The sequence below is a fragment of the Pseudomonas sp. W15Feb34 genome (genome assembly GCF_023127765.1).
Taxonomy (GTDB): domain Bacteria; phylum Pseudomonadota; class Gammaproteobacteria; order Pseudomonadales; family Pseudomonadaceae; genus Aquipseudomonas; species Aquipseudomonas synxantha_A.
Genome location: NZ_SPKN01000029.1, coordinates 139,785 through 160,683 on the forward strand (window position 1 = coordinate 139,785; position 20,899 = coordinate 160,683).

Here is a 20,899-nt window from a genome sequence, read left to right on the forward strand (position 1 = left end):
ACCGAACCCAAGTAGATCGCCGCTTCTGCCAGGCTGTTGGTAATCGCGGGTCGAGCAGAAGTCGGCAAGGGCAGGGTGGTCGAGCGGTTCTCATGGTCGGTCCACACCACCGAATCACCCGACACACAAACCCTGTGCGCCAGCGCATGACTCCAGCCAAACCCCAACCCGCAATCCACATCCACCGCACTGGTGCGATACAGCCGCGCCCACTCAAACGGCAAGATCCCGTCCAGCGCACCATCGGTAAGGGTCAGCAATTCTTCCCCGGTGACCATCGACACCGGGCAGCCGTTGGTGACCGTCTTGTCCGCTGGCGCCGCCGCATCTCCCTTCGGATTCGACGCCATGACCGGCACATCATCCACACGCTCTTTTTGCGTCAGCACCGCGTTCTGCCGCGCCCGCCAGCGCATCTGCATCGTGCCTTGTTTCACCCAGCCGACCACACCGCGAACCGCCACCGCTTTATAACGGTCGACCGCCTGCATGAATTTGGTGAGAATCGCCAGCACCCCCTTCACGAAGCCCATGGCAGCCTTAAGAATTTGTGCGCCATGCTTGACCAGGTGAACGCTCAAATACGCCACGCCCGCCGCCGGCAACGCGATGGTCAACACCGCGCCAATCACCAGGTCAATCAGCAACGACACCATAAAACCTGCGGCCGCTTGCGCGACTTCACGGGGCGGTAACGCGTCCAGCCAGATCATGGCGGTGCGCAGTAACAGGTACAGCGCCGCCTCGTCACTGGCGAGCAACATCGCCTGTTCCATGACCTTGGGCGCATCGGTGGCGATCTGCGCCAACTTGGCCGCCTCGCTACCCAGTTGCTCGACGTACTTCAGCGGGTCTTCAAGCATCGCCTGCACCAGCTTGATGCTGTCCCACACATCCGTGATCGCCGCCCAACTGCCCGCCAGCACGCCGCTGCCAATCGCGCTGGCAGTAGAGCGTTCCCAGTGGGGTTTGAAGTCTTTCCACTGTGACCGAAGCCACTGTTCCAAGTCCGCCGTCAGCCCTGCATAGGAGGTAAACAAGGCCTCCACTTGCTGCGCTGAAACACCGCCCTGAACCCGCACCTCATAGCGCCCGCCAGCGGCGCAGTAGTGCGAGCCCTTGCCGTGCTCATCGAGCATCACCCGCGTGGAGCTGCCGTCATCCAGGCCGATCACCTCAACCGGGATGTCGCCAATCGGCACGTCATACGCTGATTCGAATTTGCTCTCGATCTCCAGCACGCCACCCACCGGGCAACGGGCCACGGTGGAGAAATCTGCATCGGTAATGCTCACCGAACGCTGCGAATCCCCAACCCGCAACACTCGGTCCATGCCCAGCAACGACGGCATATCCGCTGCATGGCTTACTGAATCCAGCGCGCGCGAATACCAGGCGCCCATTTGCTGGCGGTACTCCACCAGGCTCTGATGGAAGCCATCCAGCTCATGTTCGATAGCGGCAATGTGGGCAGCGTGGGTCATCCATGACGTCTCGACAGAAGGCAAGGCGTCGGAGTCTGCCGCAGCGAAAAGCGGCTGGATGAACGGTTTGGAAAATCAGATTGCCCTTACACGGGGCTCGCAAAAGTCAGCGGCAACTCATGCGTAAGGGCTACTTCAAATGGCGACACTACTGATTGACGAGCAGTGCCCTTGGGCGTTTTTCAGTTGGGTTTCAAACTCAATCAAGCCCGCCTGCATCCGTTGCAACACGGTGATTTGCGCGGCCAGCGCTTGCTTCTTGTTGGCGATGGCTTGGTCCGCCCTGTCCCAGGGAAAGGCGTCACCGTCGTACCCCAGCAAAATCTCCTGCAACTCCTTGAGTTTGAACCCGAGCTGCTGGGCGCATTTGATAAAGGTCAGTCGCTCTACGCTCTGCGCCGTATAAACCCGATAGCCACCAAGGCGTTGCGGCTCGGGCATCAATCCAATCGCCTCATAGTGACGAATCGCCTTGATGGTCGTGCCGGACAACTGCGCGGCTTTGCCGATGTACATGAAAATTCCCTTTCTCAAATAATGCGCCGGCCTGTTTCAGCCACTTGGCCCGCTGCGTCAGCGTAGCGCCCAGCACTGGCCCGAACAGCAGCGTCTTGCTCGGTGTGATGCCGCACAGCGCCAGCGTGGTGCGACGCATCTGGTGGATGGCCGGCATGCGGTAGACCCAGCGGTAATACCACGCCGGCGTGTCCAGGGTCACTAACAAGTGCGCGCTTCGGCCCTTGAGCAGCTTGTCAGGGAATGCCTTGCCTGCGCGGTATTTGAAGGCGAAGCCGGGTAGGAAAACTCGGTCGATAAAGCCTTTCATCAGTGCCGGGATACCACCCCACCAAACAGGGAAAACCCATGTGAGGTGCTCGGCCCAAAGGATGTCGGCTTGGGCGCTGAGCAAGTCGGGTTCCAGTGTTTGGGCCTGGGTATAACCGTGGTGAAGAATCGGGTCGAATGTGAGGTTGCCCAGGTGCAGGATGCGTACTTCGTGACCTGCCGTTTTCGCAGCGTGGATATAGGTCTGCGCCATGGCTGAACAAAAACTATCGGTGGACGGATGGCCGAGAATGACCAGGATGCGCTGACTCATGCTGAAGGCTCCTGAAATGGGCGTTCAGGGTAGGGGGTGCCGTATAGGGGAGAGTCAAGGGCCACAGCCAGTGCCAGCAGGACCTTTCTGCAGGGTACGCAGGACGCGTCCGAGAGTACTCATGAGCGCTTGTGACGGCACAGCGGGCTAACTAGCCTGCTGAAAACACAAGAGTAAAAAGGCATGAGCGAGACCTCCATCGGGTTGACGGCACCTCCAGAGGGCTACAGTGATTGGCTGACAGACCTCAAGGGCCGTATCCATAACGCACAGCAGCGTGCGTCAATCGCGGTCAATCGTGAACTGGTGCTGCTCTACTGGCAGATCGGTCGCGATATTTTGACCCGTCAGAACGATCAAGGCTGGGGTAGCAAAGTGATCGACCGCCTTGCGCAGGATCTGCGGGCGGCCTATCCAGACATCAAGGGTTTTTCGCCGCGCAATCTGAAGTACATGCGTGCTTTTGCCGAGGCGTGGCCGGATTCTGAATTTGTGCAACAAGCTGCTGCACAATTGCCCTGGGGTCACAACCTAGTGTTGCTCGATAAGCGTCCGGGCCCCGAAACACGTCGTTGGTACATTCTCCAGGCCGTTAAACACAGCTGGTCGCGCAACACGCTGATGATGCACATTGAAAACCAGCCTGCTGGAACGCAGTGGCAAGGCCGTCAGTAACTTTGAAAGCCATCTGCCCAAAGCCCAATCCGATCTGGCGCGTGAAACCCTCAAGGACCCTTACCGCTTTGACTTCCTCAGCCTGGGCCTGAACGCGCAAGAGCGTGATATTGAAAACGCCCTGATCAAGCATGTCACCGACTTCTTATTGGAATTAGGCGCAGGCTTTGCCTTCGTAGGCCGGCAAGTGCTGCTGAATGTGGGCGGTGATGAATTCTTCGTCGACCTGCTGTTCTATCACTTGAAGCTGCGTTGCTACGTGGTGATCGAACTCAAGGCTGGCAAGTTCAAGCCCGAACACCTGGGCAAACTGAGCTTCTACCTCGCAGCTGTGGATGCCGAGATAAAGCACCCACAGGATGGCCCGACGATTGGTCTGTTGTTGTGCAAAGGTAAAAATGAGGTGGTGGCTGAATATGCACTGCGCGATAACAACCGACCTATCGGCGTGGCGGAATATCAATTGGTGGAATCTTTGCCCGCAGAATTGCAAACCAGTTTGCCGAGTATTGAGCAGATCGAACGGGAGTTGGCGGGCTAGGGGCGGGCAAGCAATGGAAAAAGCCTGCTTTTCAGGGCAGGCTTATCACGCTGGGTTTGCTTATTTCTGATGAGCTGTCAGCGCCGCGTAACCGTTCATCAAGTTGCGATAGTTGGGAATCCGCTGGGACAACAGGTTACCCAGGCCTTCGATATCGTTGCGCCAGTCGCGGTGCAGCTCACACGCCACCGAGAACCAGTTCATCAACTGCGCACCGGCCTGCGTCATCCGGCTCCACGCCGCCTGCTGCACCGTGGTGTTGAACGTGCCGGACGCATCCGTCACCACAAACACCTCAAAGCCTTCCGCCAGCGCCGACAAGGTCGGGAACGCCACGCACACATCCGTCACCACACCGGCAATGATGATCTGCTTGCGCCCGGTGGCCTTGATCGCCTTGACGAAGTCTTCGTTGTCCCAGGCATTGATCTGACCAGGGCGAGCGATATACGGCGCTTCCGGGAACATTTCCTTCAACTCTGGCACCAGCGGGCCATTGGGGCCTTGCTCGAAGCTGGTGGTGAGGATGGTCGGCAGGTTGAAGAACTTGGCCAGGTCAGCTAAGGCCAACACGTTGTTCTTGAACTCGTTGGGCGAGAAGTCCTGCACCAGGGAAATCAAGCCGGTTTGGTGATCGACCAGCAGAACGATAGCGTCGTCTTTGTTCAAGCGGTTGTAGGTGGGAGCGCTCATGGTTGAATCCTTTTTTGTTTAGGTTGGTTGGGCGTTGCGTTCAACATGGGCACAGATTAATGGGTGGGTGGCGGGGGATAAATCGGGTGTGACGAGTCTTACTGTCAACTTAAAGGAGACAAAGAGCGAGCGATTGGGGGCGCCGTACTAATGCGCATAACGCGAATGAATTGCCTGATTTTGAGTAGCCAGCAGGTACGATCCCTTTCATTTGCAGGACGTTTCCGAGAGAATCCCAACCGCTTGCGCCAGTGGAATTGGGTGACTAGGCTGCTGACCGTCACTGCTAATTCAGTGATCGGGTTTAGTCGCCCGGACCTCGCTAGGCGCACGCGCCATCCCAAAGACAGGTGTCTTCTCGCCTGCACTTTATGGTGGCTGTGCGCAGGGCACCCTCGGGTGCGCCGGTGCCTAGCGGCCGGTCGACTAACCTGCGTACAGCCGCCACCTCTGCTCGTTTAGTCGCGAAAGGACGGTGGTAGTCACTTACTGCTAGGAGTTTTGCTATGGAAAACGTTCGTTCGGATTCGCCGTCTTCACACGCTACCAACCCATTTACGGTCAATGAAGAACTGAGCTTTGAGGATGCCTGGGTGCAGGTGGCTGAGCTGCTGCATTGTGCGCTGGCTGCGTCCCAGGTGATCGGCGAGTCAGTGGCTGCGCCGCAGAGGGCGGTGATGCATCTGGTGGAGATGGCGAAGATGGTGGCGGATAGGGCTGTGGAGTGTTTGCAGCCTAAATAACGCGTATTGAAGGATGGGTAGGATACCTGCCCGCCTTTGTTGACGATTCAATTGTCCAGCAGCTGCTGGAGAATTGAACTGTATTCTTACAGGCATTAAAAAGCCGGCTTGTGGCCGGCTTCTCGGGGACTGCCTCAGCTTGTTTTTGACAAACCTCACCAGCCTTCAAATCGCTCAGCCCACATGGCGTCGGGCTGAATAGTAGGGGCATCCGCGGGAACTACTCCGCATCGCCTGACAGGGCAGATAGCTAAGCCATCCCCCTGCCAAATGTGCGGCGCATGATACCCACATTCACTTCAGTTGCCCACCTCCGGTTCCGATTTAGAGCCTTCCCAGCCCAATAGATGTTCATCCAGCGGCACGGGCGGCCGGCGGTTGTTGAGGGTGGACCACCAGAATACCCAGCCGACAACCTTGAAGCTTTGTTCGAAGCGTTCTTCGTGGTTGAGGTATTCGTCCGGGTGTTCGGCGGCGTTGTGGCTGCGCAGGCGCAACCCACCGCCAGGTCGGTTGTAGAGGTATTTGATGCGCAGCATCCCGTCGTGCTCTACCGCATAAATTTCGCCGTCGATGATTTGGGTGCGGCCTCGGTCGATGGCAAGGGTGGCGCCTTGTTGGATGATGTCGGTCATGCTGTTGTCGACCATGTAAGCGCCTACCGCGCGGTCGGGATGGACGTTGAGGGTTTGCAGGCTGTGCCGGGAGACGCGGATGCGTTCGCTTGAGGTGAATGTGGGGTGGAGGGGGATCTCCACGTCGGTTGTTTCCGGACGGCAGGCGGGGCCTGTGAGGTATTTGCCGGTGTCTTCGCGGGTGGGCAGTAGTTTCCTTGTGTCGGGGCCTTCCAGCAGGTAGTTGGCGGGCGGGTGTTTGGGGCCTCGGCCGTCGCTTAACCAGCGACTTGAGACGCACAGCAGTTCTGCTATCTCGTTGAGTCGGCCCATGGGAACGCCGCGTTTGAACCAGTTGTTCACGTGTTGAGGCGTGACGCCGCGGTTCTTGGCGAAGTCGGAGGCGGAAAGATTAACTTCCCGGAGTAGCGCTTTTAAACGATCACCTGATGTATTCATAAACGCAGAGTTTACTGGCGGGAAAAACCAATCAAATAAACCATGCGTTGAATTGCATATGTAGGATTTGGCTTAGTTGTGGCTCGATCTTTCAGGTGTGCAACTTAGATAAACAGCATAAAATAACCATTGAACTTGATGTTTAATTTTGCCCATAAAAAAGCCCCGAACTAACGGGGCTTTCTTATTTGCCGAAGCAATCAGGCGCGGGTATCAGCCTTTGTAGGCGGCAACCGACTTCATGATCTCGGCGCGCGCGGCTTCTGCGTTGCCCCAACCGTCGATCTTCACCCATTTGCCTTTTTCGAGGTCTTTGTAGTTCTCGAAGAAGTGCTTGATCTGTTCCAGCAGCAGTGGCGGCAGGTCGGTGTATTCCTTCACGTCCACGTACAGCTGGGACAGCTTGTCGTGTGGCACTGCGATGACTTTGGCATCGCCGCCGCCGTCGTCGGTCATGTTCAGGATGCCGACTGGACGGGCGCGGATAACCGAGCCTGGGGTAACCGGGTAAGGGGTCACGACCAGCACGTCGAGGGGGTCGCCGTCGTCAGCCAGGGTGTTGGGGATGAAACCGTAGTTGGCCGGGTAGAACATCGGGGTGGCCATGAAACGGTCAACGAACAGGCAGTCGCTGTCTTTGTCGATTTCGTATTTGATCGGCGCGTGGTTGGCCGGAATTTCGATGGCGACGTAGATGTCGTTCGGCAGGTCTTTGCCAGCCGGAATCTTGCTGTAGCTCATTGGGCGTTGCCCCCGTTAGTTGGCCATATGACATGGCCGGATTGGCCTAAAAGTGGCGGCGATTATAGGCATATTCTGACGCCGATGCCATGCGCCAAGCGTCGTACGGTCATTCGCCTTGCGGCTGATAACGTGGGTCGCCGGCTTGCAGTTGGGTCAGGCGCGCCAGTGGGTCCTGGCGGTAGAAGCGGCTGAGTTGGGCGTACACCTGTGGATAGCGGTTGACCAGTAAATCCGGTGCGCTGAAAAAGTACTCGCTGGTGACGGCAAAGAATTCGGCTGGGTTTTCCGCAGCGTATGGGTCGATCTCGGTGTCGGCCTCCGGGTTGGCGTCCAGTTGGCGATTGAGGTCGTCGAAGGCGCTTTGCATCACGCTGGCCCATTCCTGCACGCGCATGTCGTGGTGCAGCGGTGGCAGGCCGTTGGCGTCGCCGTTGAGCATGTCGAGTTTGTGCGCCAGTTCATGGATGACCAGGTTGTAGCCTTCCCATTGGCCACTGGCGAGCACCCCAGGCCAGGCGAGGATCACCGGGCCTTGTTGCCAGGCTTCGCCGCTGTGTTCGCCGTCCCACTCGTGCTCCACGCCGCTGGCATCGCGATGGCGCTGCGGGCTGAGGAAGTCGTCGGGGTACAGCACGATTTCATGAAAGCCCTGATACCAGTCGAGGTCGCCCAGGTTCATCAGCGGCAATTGCGCCTGGGCGGCGAGCAGCAGGCGTTGTTCCTGGTGCAGGTCGACGCCGGGCAGGGCGGTGAGGTGTTTTTCGGCGAGGAAGATCACGCAGGCTTCGCGCAGCCACTGGTCTTGCTCGGCGCTGATGCCGTCGAGGAAGGTCAGGTGGTGGCGCACCCGTTGCCAGGTGTCATCGGCAATCGGGTGCTTGGCCAGCAGGCGCCGGCGACGCCAGGCGCTTAGGGACCACATGGGCAATCAGTGTGGGTTGGCTTCGGAGGACGTGCGGCCAAAGCGGCTGCGCACTACGCCAATGATCATCGGCACCAGCGACAACAGGATGATGAACACCACTAGCAGCGACAGGTTTTTCTTGATGAAGGGCACGTTGCCGAAGAAGTAGCCCAGGGTCACCAGGCCACCGACCCAGAGGATGGTGCCGAGTACGCTGAATCCGAAGAAGCGCGGGTAGGGCATTTTGGCCACGCCGGCGACGAACGGCGCGAAAGTGCGCAGGATCGGCAGAAAGCGCGCCAGGGTCACGGTCTTGCCACCGTGCTTGTCGTAGAAGTCGTGGGTCTTTTGCAGGTAGTCGCGGCGGAAGATCTTCGAGTTGGGGTTGCTGAACAAGCGTTCGCCAGCCGTTCGTCCTATGACGTAGTTGGTGCTGTCGCCGAGGATCGCCGCCAGCATCAGCAGGCCGGCCAGCAGCACTGGGTCCATACCGCCGCCAGCCGCTACGGCGCCAGCGATAAACAGCAACGAATCACCCGGCAGGAATGGCATGACCACCAGGCCGGTCTCGCAAAAAATCACCAGGAACAGAATGGCGTAGATCCACGGACCGTAGTTGGTTACCAGCATGTCGAGGTAAACGTCGAGATGCAGGATAAGGTCAAGCGGGTTGAAATCCATGGATGGCACCTGTGTGAATGGCCCGGCTCAGCGGGCCAGTGCGGGGACGACGGGTAATAAGGCTACAAGTGTATGTCGTGGTTCTTACAACCTTGAGAGGTCCGCATTATACGGATTGAATGGTGAAAAGCGTGTGGCTTTTGTAGCGGGGAGTGTCGTGAAAGTGTGAAGCGGTTGGCTTGGTTTTTTGTGGGAGGGGGCTTGCTCCCGATTGCGGTGGGTCAGGGACAAATTCGTTAACTGACACCCCGCCATCGGGAGCAAGCCCCCTCCCACAAGAGATCTACAGTGTTTGGGGGATTAGGGGTCAGTCTTCGTTGATCGGCAGCACGTAGTTCTTGAACTCGGTGTCTTCACGAAAGCCTATGGACTCATAGGTCTTCTGCGCCACTTCATTGTCGCTGCTGGTGGATACCCGCAATCGTACGGCCTGGGTTTCCTTGGCCATCTTCTTGGCCGTGCGCATCAGGTTGTCCGCCACCAGTTGCCGGCGGGCATCCTCGGCTACATAGATGTCATTGAGGATCCACACCCGTTTCAGCGACAACGAGGAAAAGCTCGGATACAGCTGGCAAAAGCCCAGCAGTCGCTTGTCATCATCGTCGGCCAGGGCCAGGTAGATCACCGATTCCTTGCGTCGCAGGCGCTTTTCCAGGAAGGCCCGGGATGAGTCCGGGAATGGCAGGGCCCCGTAGAACTCGCGGTATTTGACGAACAACGGGGTCAACAGGTCCAGGTGTTCCAGGGTCGCTTGAGTAATCCGCATGCCAGGCCTCAACTTCCAAATGGGGTATGACCACGCGAGCGGCCGTGACTTGATGCTGCCTAATGCGGCAAAAAAGCGCAATCGTGCCGCTATCGGTCACTCGGTGGGCTGAGCAGGAAATTGCCCTTCATCAAGTCCGGGTCGTCGGATTCAAGCGTCTGAACCTGTGCCTCATCCTTGAGGTTGACCCCCGACAGTTGCCGGCGACACGCCTCGCGCATCAAGTACAACAGGCGATGGGCCGCCATGCCATAGCTCAAGCCTTCCAGCCGCACATTGGAAATGCAATTGCGATACGCATCGGTGAGGCCCACCTTGGGGTTGTAGGTGAAATACAGGCCCAGGCTGTCCGGCGAGCTGAGCCCCGGCCGTTCGCCGATCAGGATCACCACCATTTTGGCGCCGAGTAATTGCCCGATTTCATCGGCCACTGCCACGCGGCCTTGTTCCACCAGTATCACCGGTGACAAGGACCAGCCTTCGGCGTGGGTCTGTTCCTCCAGGCGCGTCAGAAACGGAGCCGTATGCTTATGCACCGCCAATGCCGACAGGCCATCGGCCACCACGATGGCCAAATCCACGCCACCCGGGTACGCCGAAGCGTAGTCGCGCAAGGTTTGGGCCGACTCATCGCTCAAGCGTCGCCCAAGGTCCGGGCGTTGCAGGTACATATGCCGGTCCGTGGCGGCGCTGCGCAGCAACAGGCTGTCGCGGCCACGTTCGGCCAATTGGCCGCTGAGCCCGGCATGGTCGAAGGGCAGGTGCACCGCATCCCGCGCCTGGGCGTGGGCAAACTGGAAGTCCAGCTGGGCACTGGTAGGAATGCTGGTGCCGGTGCGGCCCAGGGCGATGCGCGCCGGGGTCAGGCGGCGTAATTCCAGCCACGGGTTGTCAGGCAATTCTGGTTGCACGGTCGGCTCCTTCATCCCAGTTGCGCCAGAGCGTGGCGAAACGCCGGTGGCAGGCTGTTGCCGAAGTGCACTTTGCCGCCTTCTTGCGTGAAGATGCCCATTTTCGCCAGCCACTGTTCAAACTCCGGCGCCGGTTTTAAACCCAATGTTTGCCGGGCGTACAAGGCGTCGTGGAACGAGGTGGTCTGGTAGTTGAGCATGATGTCGTCGGAGCCGGGGATGCCCATGATGAAGTTGATGCCGGCAACGCCGAGCAGGGTCAACAGGGTGTCCATGTCGTCCTGGTCGGCTTCGGCGTGGTTGGTGTAGCAGATATCACAACCCATGGGTACGCCGAGCAGCTTGCCGCAGAAGTGGTCTTCCAGGCCGGCGCGGATGATCTGCTTGCCGTTGTACAGGTACTCCGGGCCGATAAAACCGACCACGGTATTGACCAGGAACGGCTTGAAGTGCCGGGCCACGGCGTAGGCACGGGTTTCACAGGTTTGCTGGTCGACGCCAAAGTGCGCATTGGCCGACAGCGCACTGCCCTGGCCGGTTTCGAAATACATCAGGTTTTGTCCCAGGGTGCCGCGCTTGAGGCTCAGGCCGGCTTCGTAACCTTCCTGCAGCACGCTCAGGCTGATGCCGAAACTGGCGTTGGCGGCCTCGGTGCCGGCGATCGACTGGAACACCAGGTCCAGCGGCACGCCACGGTTGATCGCCTCGATGGAGGTGGTGACGTGGGTGAGTACGCAGGCCTGGGTGGGGATTTCGTAGCGCTGGATGATCGCATCGAGCATCTCCAGCATGGCGCAGATCGAGGCGATGCTGTCGGTGGCCGGGTTGATGCCGATCATGGCGTCGCCGTTGCCGTAGAGCAGGCCGTCGAGAATACTCGCGGCAATGCCTGCTGGTTCGTCGGTGGGGTGGTTAGGCTGCAAGCGCGTGGACAAGCGCCCGCGCAGGCCCATGGTGCCGCGAAACTGGGTGACCACGCGGATCTTCTGTGCCACCAGCACCAGGTCCTGTACGCGCATGATTTTGGACACGGCTGCCGCCATTTCCGGTGTCAGCCCCGGCGCCAGTGCGCGTAGGGATTGTTCATCAGCCGCGTCACTGAGCAGCCAGTCGCGCAGGCCACCGACGGTGAGATGGCTCACCGTGGCAAAGGCCTGTTTGTCGTGGGTGTCGATGATCAGCCGGGTGACTTCGTCGCTTTCATAGGGAATCAGCACTTCTTCGAGGAAGTGCTTCAGGGGTGTATTTGCCAGCGCCATCTGGGCGGCGACCCGTTCGCCATCATTTTGCGCAGCGACACCGGCCAGGAAGTCGCCGGAGCGCGCCGGGCTGGCTTTGGCCATCAGATCCTTGAGGCTGTCGAAGCGATAGGTGTGTGCACCCACCGCGTGGGAAAAACTTGCCATACAGTATCTCCTTGACGACGCGAGCAGGCGCCCGCGCCGAGGTTTACGGCACTTAGTGCAGGGCGGCCTCTGCGGCCTGGATCGCCGCGAATTCTTCTTCGGGCGTGCCTGCTACCAAGTGATGCCGGCTGTAGAAAGCAAAGTAAGCAATTAATACTCCATAGATGACCGCCGCGCCAATCACCACGCGTGGGTCAACCAAAAAGCCTGCTACCACGGCCACGCAGGCCAGTACCAGCGCCACGCCCGAGGTGAAGATGCCGCCCGGCGTGCGGTACGGGCGCTCCATTTTAGGGCGGCGGATGCGCAGGGTGATGTGCGCAGCCATCATCAGCACGTAGGAAATCGTTGCGCCAAACACCGCCACCAATATCAGCAAATCGCCCTGGCCGGTCAGCGACAGGCCGAAACCGATAATCCCGGGAATCACCAATGCCAGTACTGGCGCCTTGCTCTTGTTGGTCTCGGACAATTTGCGCGGCAGGTAGCCAGCGCGCGACAAGGCAAAAATCTGCCGCGAGTAGGCGTAGATAATCGAGAAAAAGCTTGCGATCAAACCGGCCAGGCCAATCAGGTTGACGAAGCTGCCCATCCAGGTCGAACCGCCATAGGACAGCGCCAGGGCTTCCACCAACGGGTTGCCGGATTTGATCAGCGCATACGTGCCTGCACCGCCCGGCGCGATAACCAGGATCAACAGGGCAAAACTGGTCAGCACCACAATCGCGCCGATCAGCCCACGGGGCAGGTCGCGCTTGGGGTTCTTGGTTTCTTCAGCGGCCAGGGGCACGCCTTCTACTGCGAGGAAAAACCAGATCGCATAAGGGATCGCCGCCCACACACCCACATAGCCGAACGGCAGGAAGCTGCTGGCGCCTTTGGCCTCGGTCACCGGAATATCCAGCAGGTTGGCGACGTTGAAGTGCGGCACCATCGACACCAGGAATACGCCCAAAGCGATCGCGGCGACGGCGGTGATGACAAACATCAGCTTCAAGGCTTCGCCGACACCAAAAATATGGATGCCGATAAAGATGATGTAGAACGCCAGGTAGATCATCCAGCCGCCAATGCCGAACAGCGACTCGCAGTAAGCGCCGATAAACACCGCAATTGCGGCGGGGGCGATGGCGTACTCGATCAGGATCGCGGTGCCGGTGAGGAACCCGCCCCAAGGGCCAAAGGCGCTGCGGGCAAAACCGTAGCCACCGCCGGCGGTGGGGATCATCGAAGACAGTTCGGCCAGGGAGAAGCACATGCACAGGTACATGGTAGCCATGAGCAATGTGGCGAGGAACATGCCGCCCCAGCCACCCTGGGCCAGGCCGAAGTTCCAGCCTGCATAGTCGCCGGAGATGACGTAGGCGACGCCAAGGCCGACTAACAGCACCCAGCCGGCAGCGCCTTTTTTCAATTCTCGTTGTTGAAAGTAATCGGTGCCGACTTTTTCGAAGTCGACAGAAGAACTCGTGGGTTCGCTGGGCATGGGAAGTACCTTCCATTCTTATTGTTTTCAACTCGGCCGGTGTGTGCCGAATGCGCATCGCAAGTACTTATGAAGATCCAAATGTGGGAGGGGGCTTGCTCCCGATAGCAGTGGGTCAGTGACTCATACTTGCACTGACACTCCCCGATCGGGAGCAAGCCCCCTCCCACCCTTGATTGCATTTCAAAGGTGGGAGGGGGTGTGGGGTTAGAAAAAGCCCAACGGATTAATGTCGTAGCTCACCAGCAGGTTCTTGGTCTGCTGGTAGTGATCCAACATCATCTTGTGGGTTTCGCGTCCTACGCCAGACTTCTTGTAACCGCCAAACGCGGCGTGCGCCGGGTACAGGTGGTAGCAGTTGGTCCACACGCGACCGGCCTTGATCGCGCGGCCCATGCGGTAGGCGCGGTTGATGTCGCGGGTCCACAGGCCGGCGCCCAGGCCGAACTCGGTATCGTTGGCAATCGCCAGGGCTTCGGCTTCGTCCTTGAAAGTGGTGATGCTCACCACCGGGCCGAAGATTTCCTCCTGGAACACACGCATGTCGTTGGTGCCCTTGAGCAGGGTCGGCTGGATGTAATAGCCGGTGGCCAGATCGCCAGTTAGCTTTTCAACCTTGCCGCCAGTCAGCAGTTGCGCGCCTTCGCCCTTGGCGATTTCCAGGTAGGACAGGATCTTGTCAAATTGCTGCTCGGACGCTTGGGCGCCGACCATGGTGTCGGTGTCCAGCGGATCGCCGCGCTTGATCGACTCGACCTTCTTCATCACCACTTTCATGAAGTCGTCGTAGATCGACTCCTCCACCAGGGCGCGGGATGGGCAGGTGCACACTTCGCCTTGGTTGAAGAACGCCAGCACCAGGCCTTCGGCAGCTTTTTCGATGAATGCAGGTTCCGCTTTCATGATGTCGGCGAAGAAGATATTCGGCGACTTGCCGCCCAGCTCAACGGTAGACGGAATGATGTTCTCGGCCGCCGCATGCATGATGTGCGAGCCCACCGGGGTAGAACCGGTGAAGGCTATCTTGGCGATACGCTTGCTGGTCGCCAGGGCTTCGCCGGCTTCCTTGCCGAAACCATGCACCACGTTCAGTACGCCTGGCGGCAACAGGTCGCCGATCAGTTCCATCAGTACGCTGATGCCCAGCGGGGTTTGCTCGGCGGGCTTGAGCACCACGCAGTTGCCGGCGGCCAGGGCCGGGGCTAGTTTCCAGGCGGCCATCAGCAGCGGGAAGTTCCACGGGATGATCTGGCCGACCACGCCCAGTGGTTCGTGGAAGTGATAGGCGGCAGTGAGTTCGTTGATTTCGGCGCTGCTGCCTTCCTGGGCGCGAATGCAGCCTGCGAAGTAGCGGAAGTGGTCGGCGGCCAGGGGAATGTCGGCGTTGAGGGTTTCACGCACGGCCTTGCCGTTGTCCCAGGTTTCGGTGATAGCCAGCAGTTCGAGGTTCTGCTCGATACGGTCGGCGATTTTCAGCAGTACCAGCGAGCGGTCCTGGGCGCTGGTTTTGCCCCAGGCGTCAGCGGCGGCGTGGGCGGCGTCCAGGGCCTTGTCGATGTCTTTGGCGGTGGAGCGCGGGAAGTCGGCGATAGGTTTGCCGTTGACCGGCGAGGTGTTGGAGAAGTAGTTGCCATCGACCGGCGCAACGAACTCGCCGCCGATGTAGTTGCCGTACTTGGCCTTGAACGAAACGATGGCGCCTTCGGTACCGGGGTGTGCATAACGCATGGTGGGCATCTCCTGCTTTTATGTTTATCGGAGTACAGCGCTGCAAGCGCGTTATAAAGCGTAGAGCAAAGGTTGGGCCAGTGCGTGCGGGCCAGGTAAATCAAGGGTTTGGTTTTGTTTACAAGGCATGAATGTGGCCGGGGCGATACAGGTGGGGTGACAGCTTGTACCGCAAACGGTACAGCCTGTGACCGATGGGTCGGCCCGGGATTGCAATGGCCGGATGGCTGGTGGATGCTGGGCGCTCTCACGCAGGGAGAATAATAAGAACATGCACAACGATCATTTCAGTCGCCATGCCCAGCAGGTTCTCACCGTCACGCGGGGGCAAGAGCCGCTTCAAGGGCCGGGCAGCGATCCCTCCATCGCCCGTTCCTGGCTGCGTTGCGTTGAGGACTACCACCTCGACCCCGCGCTGACCGTTGCGCCCACCGTGCTTGAGCATGGCCGCCTGCTGGAAAGCCGCGAACGCCTGCGGCAGGTGCTGCATATCGCCGGCAACGAAATGAACAGCCTGCACCAGCAACTCTCGGGGGCCGGTCATGCGGTGCTGCTCACCGATGCCCGGGGGGTGATCCTCAACTGTGTCACCGCGCCGTCCGAGCGCAAGATTTTCGAACGCGCCGGGCTGTGGCTGGGCGCCGACTGGAGTGAAGCTTGCGAAGGCACCAATGGCATCGGCACCTGCCTGGTGGAGCGTCAATCCCTGACCATCCACCGTGACGAGCATTTTCGCGGCCGCCATACCGGGCTGACGTGTTCGGCGAGCCCGGTGTTCGACCCTCACGGTGAATTGCTGGCGGTGCTGGATGTGTCCTCGGCCCGCGAAGCCGTGTCGCGCCAGAGCCAGTTCCACACCATGGCGCTGGTGAACCTGTCGGCCAAGATGATCGAAAGTTGCTACTTCCTGCGCCACTTCGAACACCATTGGCTGCTGCGTTTTCACCTGCAGGCCGAGTCGGTCGGGTTGTTCAGCGAAGGCTTGCTGGCGTTCGATGGCGAAGGGCGCATTTGTGCGGTGAACCAGAGCGCCCTGAACCTGTTGGGGCAGCTACGCGGCGGCTTGGTGGGCCAGCCGGTGGACGCGTTTTTCGACTGTTCCCTGGATCAGTTGCTAGGGCGGGCCAGCGCGAGTGCCACGGCCAGTTGGCCGCTGCGTAGCCGCGATGGTCGGCCTCTATTTGCAGCGCTGCGAGGCCAGCCCCGCAGTACGCCGGCCCCGGTCGTCAAGCCGCAGGCGCCACGCCCACTGGGTATTTGCCTGGGCGATCCGGCGTTGCAAAATGAGCTGCGCAAGGCCTCGCGAGTATTCGAACGCGACGTGCCCTTGCTGATCAACGGCGAAACCGGCTGCGGTAAAGAGGCTTTCGCCAAGGCCGTGCACCAGGCCAGCCAGCGAGGCGACAAGGCCTTTGTCGCGCTGAACTGTGCGGCCATTCCGGAAAACCTGATCGAGTGCGAGTTGTTTGGCTATCGCGCCGGCAGTTTCACCGGCGCCCTTAAAGAAGGCATGCGCGGCAAGCTGCAACAGGCCGACGGCGGTACGCTGTTTCTCGACGAAATCGGCGATATGCCACTGGCGCTGCAAACCCGCTTGTTAAGGGTGCTGGAGGATCGCCTGGTGGTGCCTATCGGCGGCGAACCTCAAGCCGTGAACCTGCGCATCATCAGCGCGACGCACCGTAATTTGTTGGAGCGTGTGGCCGATGGCAGCTTTCGCGAAGACCTGTATTACCGCTTGAGCGGCTTGGAAGTCGCCTTGCCGCCGTTGCGCGAACGCACTGACAAGGCGCAATTGTTGGACTTCCTCTTGGCCCAAGAGGCCGGCACCGAACAGGTGATGCTAGACGATTCGGCGCGCCAGGCTTTGTTGGCATTCCCCTGGCCCGGCAACCTGCGACAGTTGCGTACGGTGTTGCGCACGGTGGTGGCGCTCTGTGAGGACGGCCGAGTCGGGCTTGACGACTTGCCGGCATTGATTCGTCAGGCGCAGCCGCTGGGGGCGAGGGTGGATGCGCCGTACGCCTTGCCACTGGAAAGCGCCGAGCGTCAGGCATTACTCGGTGCGTTGGCGCAGCAGCGCTGGCATATGAGTCATGTGGCTGAACAGTTGGGGGTCAGTCGCAATACGCTGTACCGCAAGTTACGCAAACATGGAATCTCAAGGGACTCCACCCATTAAGGGAGTGCGACACCTGTCGGAATAACTCAGTTATTGCCGATGGCTCAAGTTTTGTCGCACAGGCTTTAAGGTTTTTTATCGCGCCATGTACTCACGTCGCCCCGGAACGCTGCACGTTGTTTTAAGCACTGATGGAATAAGGGCAGAGCATCACGTGCCCTTAATCACAGTTGTTTGAAACTTCTAGGGTGACAACACATGAACATTACAAGTCCAATAACGACTCCTGTGCTACAACTCCCTGTTCAACTTGACGTTACGCTCACGTCCCAACCGCAACCCTTAACCGCGGGCTGGGGCGAACCGATGGACCCCACTCAGCCTGAGCCTGGCACGCAGTTGTCTGCGCAGGAGACTGATCAAACGCCGAAGGTGCGCATCAAGCGTGGAATTTTTGGACGGCGGTTCGGGGGAGGATCCCGCCCCACGCCTCACGTGCCGCCCACGCCATCGCCCAGAGTGCCGCCTGCTCCGGTCAGTCCCTCGCCCACCCGGCCCCAAACCACGGCGGGTGGGAAAAAGCCGACGACAAGCCACGATACCCCTGGTGCCAGTGCGACCGCGGGCAGTTCAAGCCAGTCAACCGCAGGTAGACTCAAGGACGTGCTGACCAAGGGGCCTCAGACGCCCCCCCGCGGTGGGACCGCCCCTGTGAAACAGGACGATTCACCCAAGGTCAGCATGGCCGATGTCACCCAGCGACTGTTGGATGCCGACAGGCTGGTCAAAGCGGGCGTTATTTCTACATCACCCTCTACCAGCAAGACGGTCAAGGACGCGTTCATCAATGCAGGTGTCAATGGTATGGTCAGCGCGCCGATCAATGTGGGGGCGTATGCCGGGTCCGTGGCCGCGGGGGAAGCGATCAAGGGCCAATACGTGCCGTCGCCAGTGGCGCCACCGCCACCGCATTTGCCCGGCGTTGCACAGCCCGATCAGAAGCCCATGCCGCAAACCGTTGCGCCACCCGCACCCGATGAGCCTGCGCCGGGAGCCACGCGCCATCTGGATCGGGTAGAGAAAGTGGTGCTGGAGTTTGCCAATGTCGTCATGACGCTGGCGTCGGGCAGCACCGCAGACCGGCTTGCCATCGGCGACGCCTGGCCCAAGGAGCGTGGGGCACGCTTGACTAACCTGGAGCAGTTACTGAGCGTTTCAGAAACCCATATGAGGCAAGTGGCTGAGGACAACGGCGTTATTTTCAAACCTCACATCGAGTCGTCAACATCTCCCAGTACCGGGGGACGCTTAGGCGTAATAGAGCGTCGGTATGACGCGATGGAAAAAGCGGCCGAACGAATCATGACCTTGAAAGACGCTGAGCTTAAAAAAGCTGGCACCACGGTTTAAGACATCCCTTTTGCCCGTCGGATCCTACCGGCGGGCGTTTCGCCCTCAGCTAAAGCGTGCGAACTTTCCCACCCTACGCTAACCTGCCTCGATGTTTACGAGGTCGACTATGCACATTCATATTCTGGGTATCTGCGGTACGTTCATGGGTTCGATGGCGGTTCTGGCCAAAGAGCTGGGCCATCACGTTACGGGCTCCGATGCCAATGTTTATCCGCCCATGAGCACGCAGCTGCAGGCGCAAGGTATCGAGCTGACCCAAGGTTACGACCCCTCGCAATTCGACCCGGCGCCGGATCTGGTAGTGATTGGCAACGCCATGTCCCGCGGCAACCCAGCGGTCGAGTACGTGCTCAATAAAGGTTTGCCTTACGTCTCAGGCCCTCAATGGCTGGCTGATCATGTGTTGCAAGGTCGTTGGGTATTGGCGGTGGCCGGCACTCACGGCAAGACCACCACCAGCAGTATGCTCGCCTGGGTGCTGGAACATGCGGGCATGAGCCCGGGCTTCCTGATCGGCGGCGTGCCGCAGAATTTCTCGGTGTCGGCGCGCCTGGGCGATACGCCGTTTTTCGTGATCGAAGCCGATGAATACGACAGCGCGTTTTTCGACAAGCGCTCCAAGTTCGTCCACTACCGTCCGCGCACAGCGATCCTGAATAATCTGGAGTTTGATCACGCGGACATCTTTCCCGATCTGGCGGCTATTGAGCGGCAGTTTCATCACTTGGTTCGCACCATCCCGAGTGAAGGCCTGGTCATCCACCCGACCACTGAACCGGCGTTGCAGCGCGTGATCGACATGGGCTGCTGGACGCCGGTGCAGACCACCGGTGTGGGCGGGCAATGGCAGGTCAAGTTGCTCAGCGAAGACGGCTCCCGGTTTGAAGTGCTGTTCGAAGGCCAAGCCCAAGGCGTCGTGGAGTGGGATATGACCGGCCAGCACAATGTTGCCAACGCGCTGGTAACCCTGGCGGCTGCACGGCATGTCGGTGTGGTGCCGGCCATGGGCATCGCGGCCTTGAGCGCATTCAAAAGCGTCAAGCGGCGCATGGAAAAAGTCGCCGACGTGAATGGGATTACCATCTACGACGACTTTGCCCACCATCCAACAGCTATCGCCACTACGCTCGACGGCCTGCGCAAGCGCGTTGGCGATGCCCAAATCATTGCGATCGTCGAACCGCGCTCCAACTCCATGAAGCTGGGTGCGCACCGCGATGGCCTGCCGGAAAGCGTCAACGACGCCGACCAGGTGGTCTGGTACGCGCCTGCCAACCTTGGTTGGGACCTGCCGGGGATCGCTGCGCTGTGCACCGTGCCTTCGACCGTGTGTGATTCGCTGGAAGGCATCATTGAGCATGTGAAGCACTTGGCCAAGCCCGGCACCCATGTGGTAGTCATGAGCAACGGCGGCTTTGGCGGCTTGCACGGCAAGCTGGCCGAGGCGTTGAAATGAGCGGCCCCGAACGTATCACCCTGGCAATGACCGGCGCATCCGGCGCGCCTTACGGCCTGCGCCTGCTGGATTGCCTGGTACGTGAAGACCGTGAAGTGCACTTCCTGATTTCCAAGGCCGCCCAATTGGTGCTGGCGACCGAGACGGATGTGCAATTGCCGGCCAAGGTGCAGATGATGCAAGCGTTCCTCACCGAATACACCGGTGCGGCGGCGGGGCAGATCAAGGTCTATGGCAAGGAAGACTGGATGTCGCCCGTAGCTTCGGGCTCCGGCGCGCCGGCGGCGATGGTGGTGGTGCCATGCTCCACCGGCACCCTGTCGGCGATTGCCACGGGCGCCTGCAATAACCTGATCGAAAGGGCGGCGGACGTGACCTTGAAGGAGCGTCGCCAATTGATCCTGGTACCGCGCGAAGCACCGTATTCGAGTATTCACCTGGAACACATGCTCAAGTTGTCGAACATGGGCGTGACCATCTTGCCCGCGTCGCCGGGCTTCTATCACCAGCCCCAAACCATTGATGACCTGGTGGACTTCGTGGTGGCGCGCATTCTCAACCTGCTGAACATTCCCCAGGACATGCTGCCGCGCTGGGGCGAGCACCATTTGGGCGGCGATGAATAAAGTGCTGCTGCTATTACTGGCGTTGCACCTCGCTGGTTGCGCCACGGCACGCACCCTGGACGCCGCGCAAGCGGGCGCGCCAGTGGTGTATGCCGGTACACGCCTGGATTTGTATGCGATCAATGGCGGCTGCTGTGCCAAGGACCGCTTTGGTGCCGAGGCGCCCACCTATCCTCATATCGACCTGCCCGCCAGCGCGTTGCTCGATACGCTGCTGTTGCCACTGTCTTTGTTGACCGTGCTGGGCGTGGGCTTCAACGCCACTGGCGGACTCTGAGAACTACACGAACCCAATGTGGGAGGGGGCTTGCTCCCGATGGCGCCGTGTCAGGCAACTACATTGTTGCT

Annotated in this window: 19 protein-coding genes and 1 pseudogene; 7 read left to right on the forward strand and 13 right to left on the reverse strand. The window is 59.8% G+C overall.

From position 1 onward, the window contains the following. From E4O97_RS14355 to E4O97_RS14365, 3 genes are all read right to left on the reverse strand, one after another. A partial coding sequence (locus E4O97_RS14355; RefSeq protein WP_248161560.1) for a DUF6531 domain-containing protein occupies nt 1-1,484 on the reverse strand: 1,484 nt, incomplete at its 3' end. A gap of 135 nt (nt 1,485-1,619) precedes the next feature. After that, the gene (locus E4O97_RS14360; RefSeq protein WP_216090363.1) at nt 1,620-2,000 is read right to left on the reverse strand and encodes a MerR family transcriptional regulator; all 381 of its coding nucleotides are present in this window, start codon (nt 1,998-2,000) and stop codon (nt 1,620-1,622) included. Then, complete coding sequence (locus E4O97_RS14365) at nt 1,939-2,583, reverse strand: NAD(P)H-dependent oxidoreductase (RefSeq protein WP_216090362.1); 645 nt, start codon at nt 2,581-2,583, stop codon at nt 1,939-1,941. Before E4O97_RS14365 ends, E4O97_RS14360 begins: the two co-directional genes overlap by 62 nt. Before the next feature lie 183 nt (nt 2,584-2,766). Between E4O97_RS14365 and E4O97_RS14370 the strand changes: the two are divergent. After that, nucleotides 2,767-3,799 (forward strand): annotated as a pseudogene (locus tag E4O97_RS14370) (PDDEXK nuclease domain-containing protein). 60 nt (nt 3,800-3,859) lie between these two features. Here the strand turns inward: E4O97_RS14370 and ycaC are convergent. Beyond that, on the reverse strand, nt 3,860-4,492 hold the full coding sequence (gene ycaC, locus E4O97_RS14375) for an isochorismate family cysteine hydrolase YcaC (protein ID WP_032879270.1): 633 nt from the start codon (nt 4,490-4,492) through the stop codon (nt 3,860-3,862). 506 nt (nt 4,493-4,998) lie between these two features. Here ycaC and E4O97_RS14380 point away from each other — a divergent pair. After that, entirely contained in the window at nt 4,999-5,235 is a 237-nt protein-coding gene (locus tag E4O97_RS14380) for a hypothetical protein (protein WP_078822426.1), read from the forward strand. Between the two features lie 299 nt (nt 5,236-5,534). Here the strand turns inward: E4O97_RS14380 and E4O97_RS14385 are convergent, their stop codons facing one another. From E4O97_RS14385 to E4O97_RS14425, 9 genes are all read right to left on the reverse strand, one after another. Continuing rightward, nucleotides 5,535-6,308, reverse strand: coding sequence for a helix-turn-helix transcriptional regulator (locus E4O97_RS14385; RefSeq protein WP_005791812.1), 774 nt, complete (start codon nt 6,306-6,308; stop codon nt 5,535-5,537). Between the two features lie 213 nt (nt 6,309-6,521). After that, nucleotides 6,522-7,049 carry an inorganic diphosphatase gene (gene ppa, locus E4O97_RS14390; protein ID WP_005791810.1) on the reverse strand — a complete coding sequence of 176 codons (528 nt, stop codon included), beginning with the start codon at nt 7,047-7,049 and terminating at the stop codon, nt 6,522-6,524. Nucleotides 7,050-7,158: 109 nt separating this feature from the next. After that, nucleotides 7,159-7,974, reverse strand: coding sequence for a M90 family metallopeptidase (locus E4O97_RS14395; RefSeq protein ID WP_005791808.1), 816 nt, complete (start codon nt 7,972-7,974; stop codon nt 7,159-7,161). A 6-nt stretch (nt 7,975-7,980) separates the two neighbouring features. Next, nucleotides 7,981-8,637: a DedA family protein gene (locus E4O97_RS14400; protein WP_003194521.1), complete on the reverse strand. Its 657-nt coding sequence runs from the start codon at nt 8,635-8,637 to the stop codon at nt 7,981-7,983. A 307-nt stretch (nt 8,638-8,944) separates the two neighbouring features. Continuing rightward, nucleotides 8,945-9,403 carry a GNAT family N-acetyltransferase gene (locus E4O97_RS14405; protein ID WP_005791806.1) on the reverse strand — a complete coding sequence of 153 codons (459 nt, stop codon included), beginning with the start codon at nt 9,401-9,403 and terminating at the stop codon, nt 8,945-8,947. A gap of 89 nt (nt 9,404-9,492) precedes the next feature. Further along, nucleotides 9,493-10,329 (reverse strand): ethanolamine ammonia-lyase subunit EutC, encoded by an 837-nt coding sequence (gene eutC / locus E4O97_RS14410; protein ID WP_103734867.1) that lies wholly within the window; start codon nt 10,327-10,329, stop codon nt 9,493-9,495. Beyond that, complete coding sequence (locus E4O97_RS14415; RefSeq protein ID WP_032879276.1) at nt 10,326-11,720, reverse strand: ethanolamine ammonia-lyase subunit EutB; 1,395 nt, start codon at nt 11,718-11,720, stop codon at nt 10,326-10,328. The genes eutC and E4O97_RS14415 overlap by 4 nt, the downstream gene beginning before the upstream one ends. Nucleotides 11,721-11,772: 52 nt before the next feature. Continuing rightward, entirely contained in the window at nt 11,773-13,206 is a 1,434-nt protein-coding gene (gene eat, locus E4O97_RS14420) for an ethanolamine permease (RefSeq protein WP_103734866.1), read from the reverse strand. A 207-nt stretch (nt 13,207-13,413) separates the two neighbouring features. Then, the gene (locus E4O97_RS14425; RefSeq protein ID WP_005791797.1) at nt 13,414-14,934 is read right to left on the reverse strand and encodes an aldehyde dehydrogenase family protein; all 1,521 of its coding nucleotides are present in this window, start codon (nt 14,932-14,934) and stop codon (nt 13,414-13,416) included. 271 nt (nt 14,935-15,205) lie between these two features. Here E4O97_RS14425 and E4O97_RS14430 point away from each other — a divergent pair, with 271 nt between their 5' ends. The 5 genes from E4O97_RS14430 to E4O97_RS14450 all read left to right on the forward strand — a co-directional run bounded on the left by E4O97_RS14430 (nt 15,206) and on the right by E4O97_RS14450 (nt 20,828). Further along, nucleotides 15,206-17,116: a sigma-54-dependent Fis family transcriptional regulator gene (locus tag E4O97_RS14430; RefSeq protein WP_248161561.1), complete on the forward strand. Its 1,911-nt coding sequence runs from the start codon at nt 15,206-15,208 to the stop codon at nt 17,114-17,116. A gap of 651 nt (nt 17,117-17,767) precedes the next feature. Further along, nucleotides 17,768-18,466, forward strand: a complete 699-nt coding sequence (locus E4O97_RS14435; protein ID WP_228309020.1) for a hypothetical protein — start codon at nt 17,768-17,770, stop codon at nt 18,464-18,466. Nucleotides 18,467-18,575: 109 nt separating this feature from the next. After that, nucleotides 18,576-19,925 carry a UDP-N-acetylmuramate:L-alanyl-gamma-D-glutamyl-meso-diaminopimelate ligase gene (gene mpl / locus E4O97_RS14440; protein ID WP_248136528.1) on the forward strand — a complete coding sequence of 450 codons (1,350 nt, stop codon included), beginning with the start codon at nt 18,576-18,578 and terminating at the stop codon, nt 19,923-19,925. Further along, nucleotides 19,922-20,551 (forward strand): flavin prenyltransferase UbiX, encoded by a 630-nt coding sequence (ubiX, locus tag E4O97_RS14445; protein WP_005791790.1) that lies wholly within the window; start codon nt 19,922-19,924, stop codon nt 20,549-20,551. Before mpl ends, ubiX begins: the two co-directional genes overlap by 4 nt. Next, on the forward strand, nt 20,544-20,828 hold the full coding sequence (locus E4O97_RS14450) for a YceK/YidQ family lipoprotein (RefSeq protein ID WP_148853997.1): 285 nt from the start codon (nt 20,544-20,546) through the stop codon (nt 20,826-20,828). Before ubiX ends, E4O97_RS14450 begins: the two co-directional genes overlap by 8 nt. The last annotated feature ends 71 nt before the right edge of the window (nt 20,829-20,899 follow it).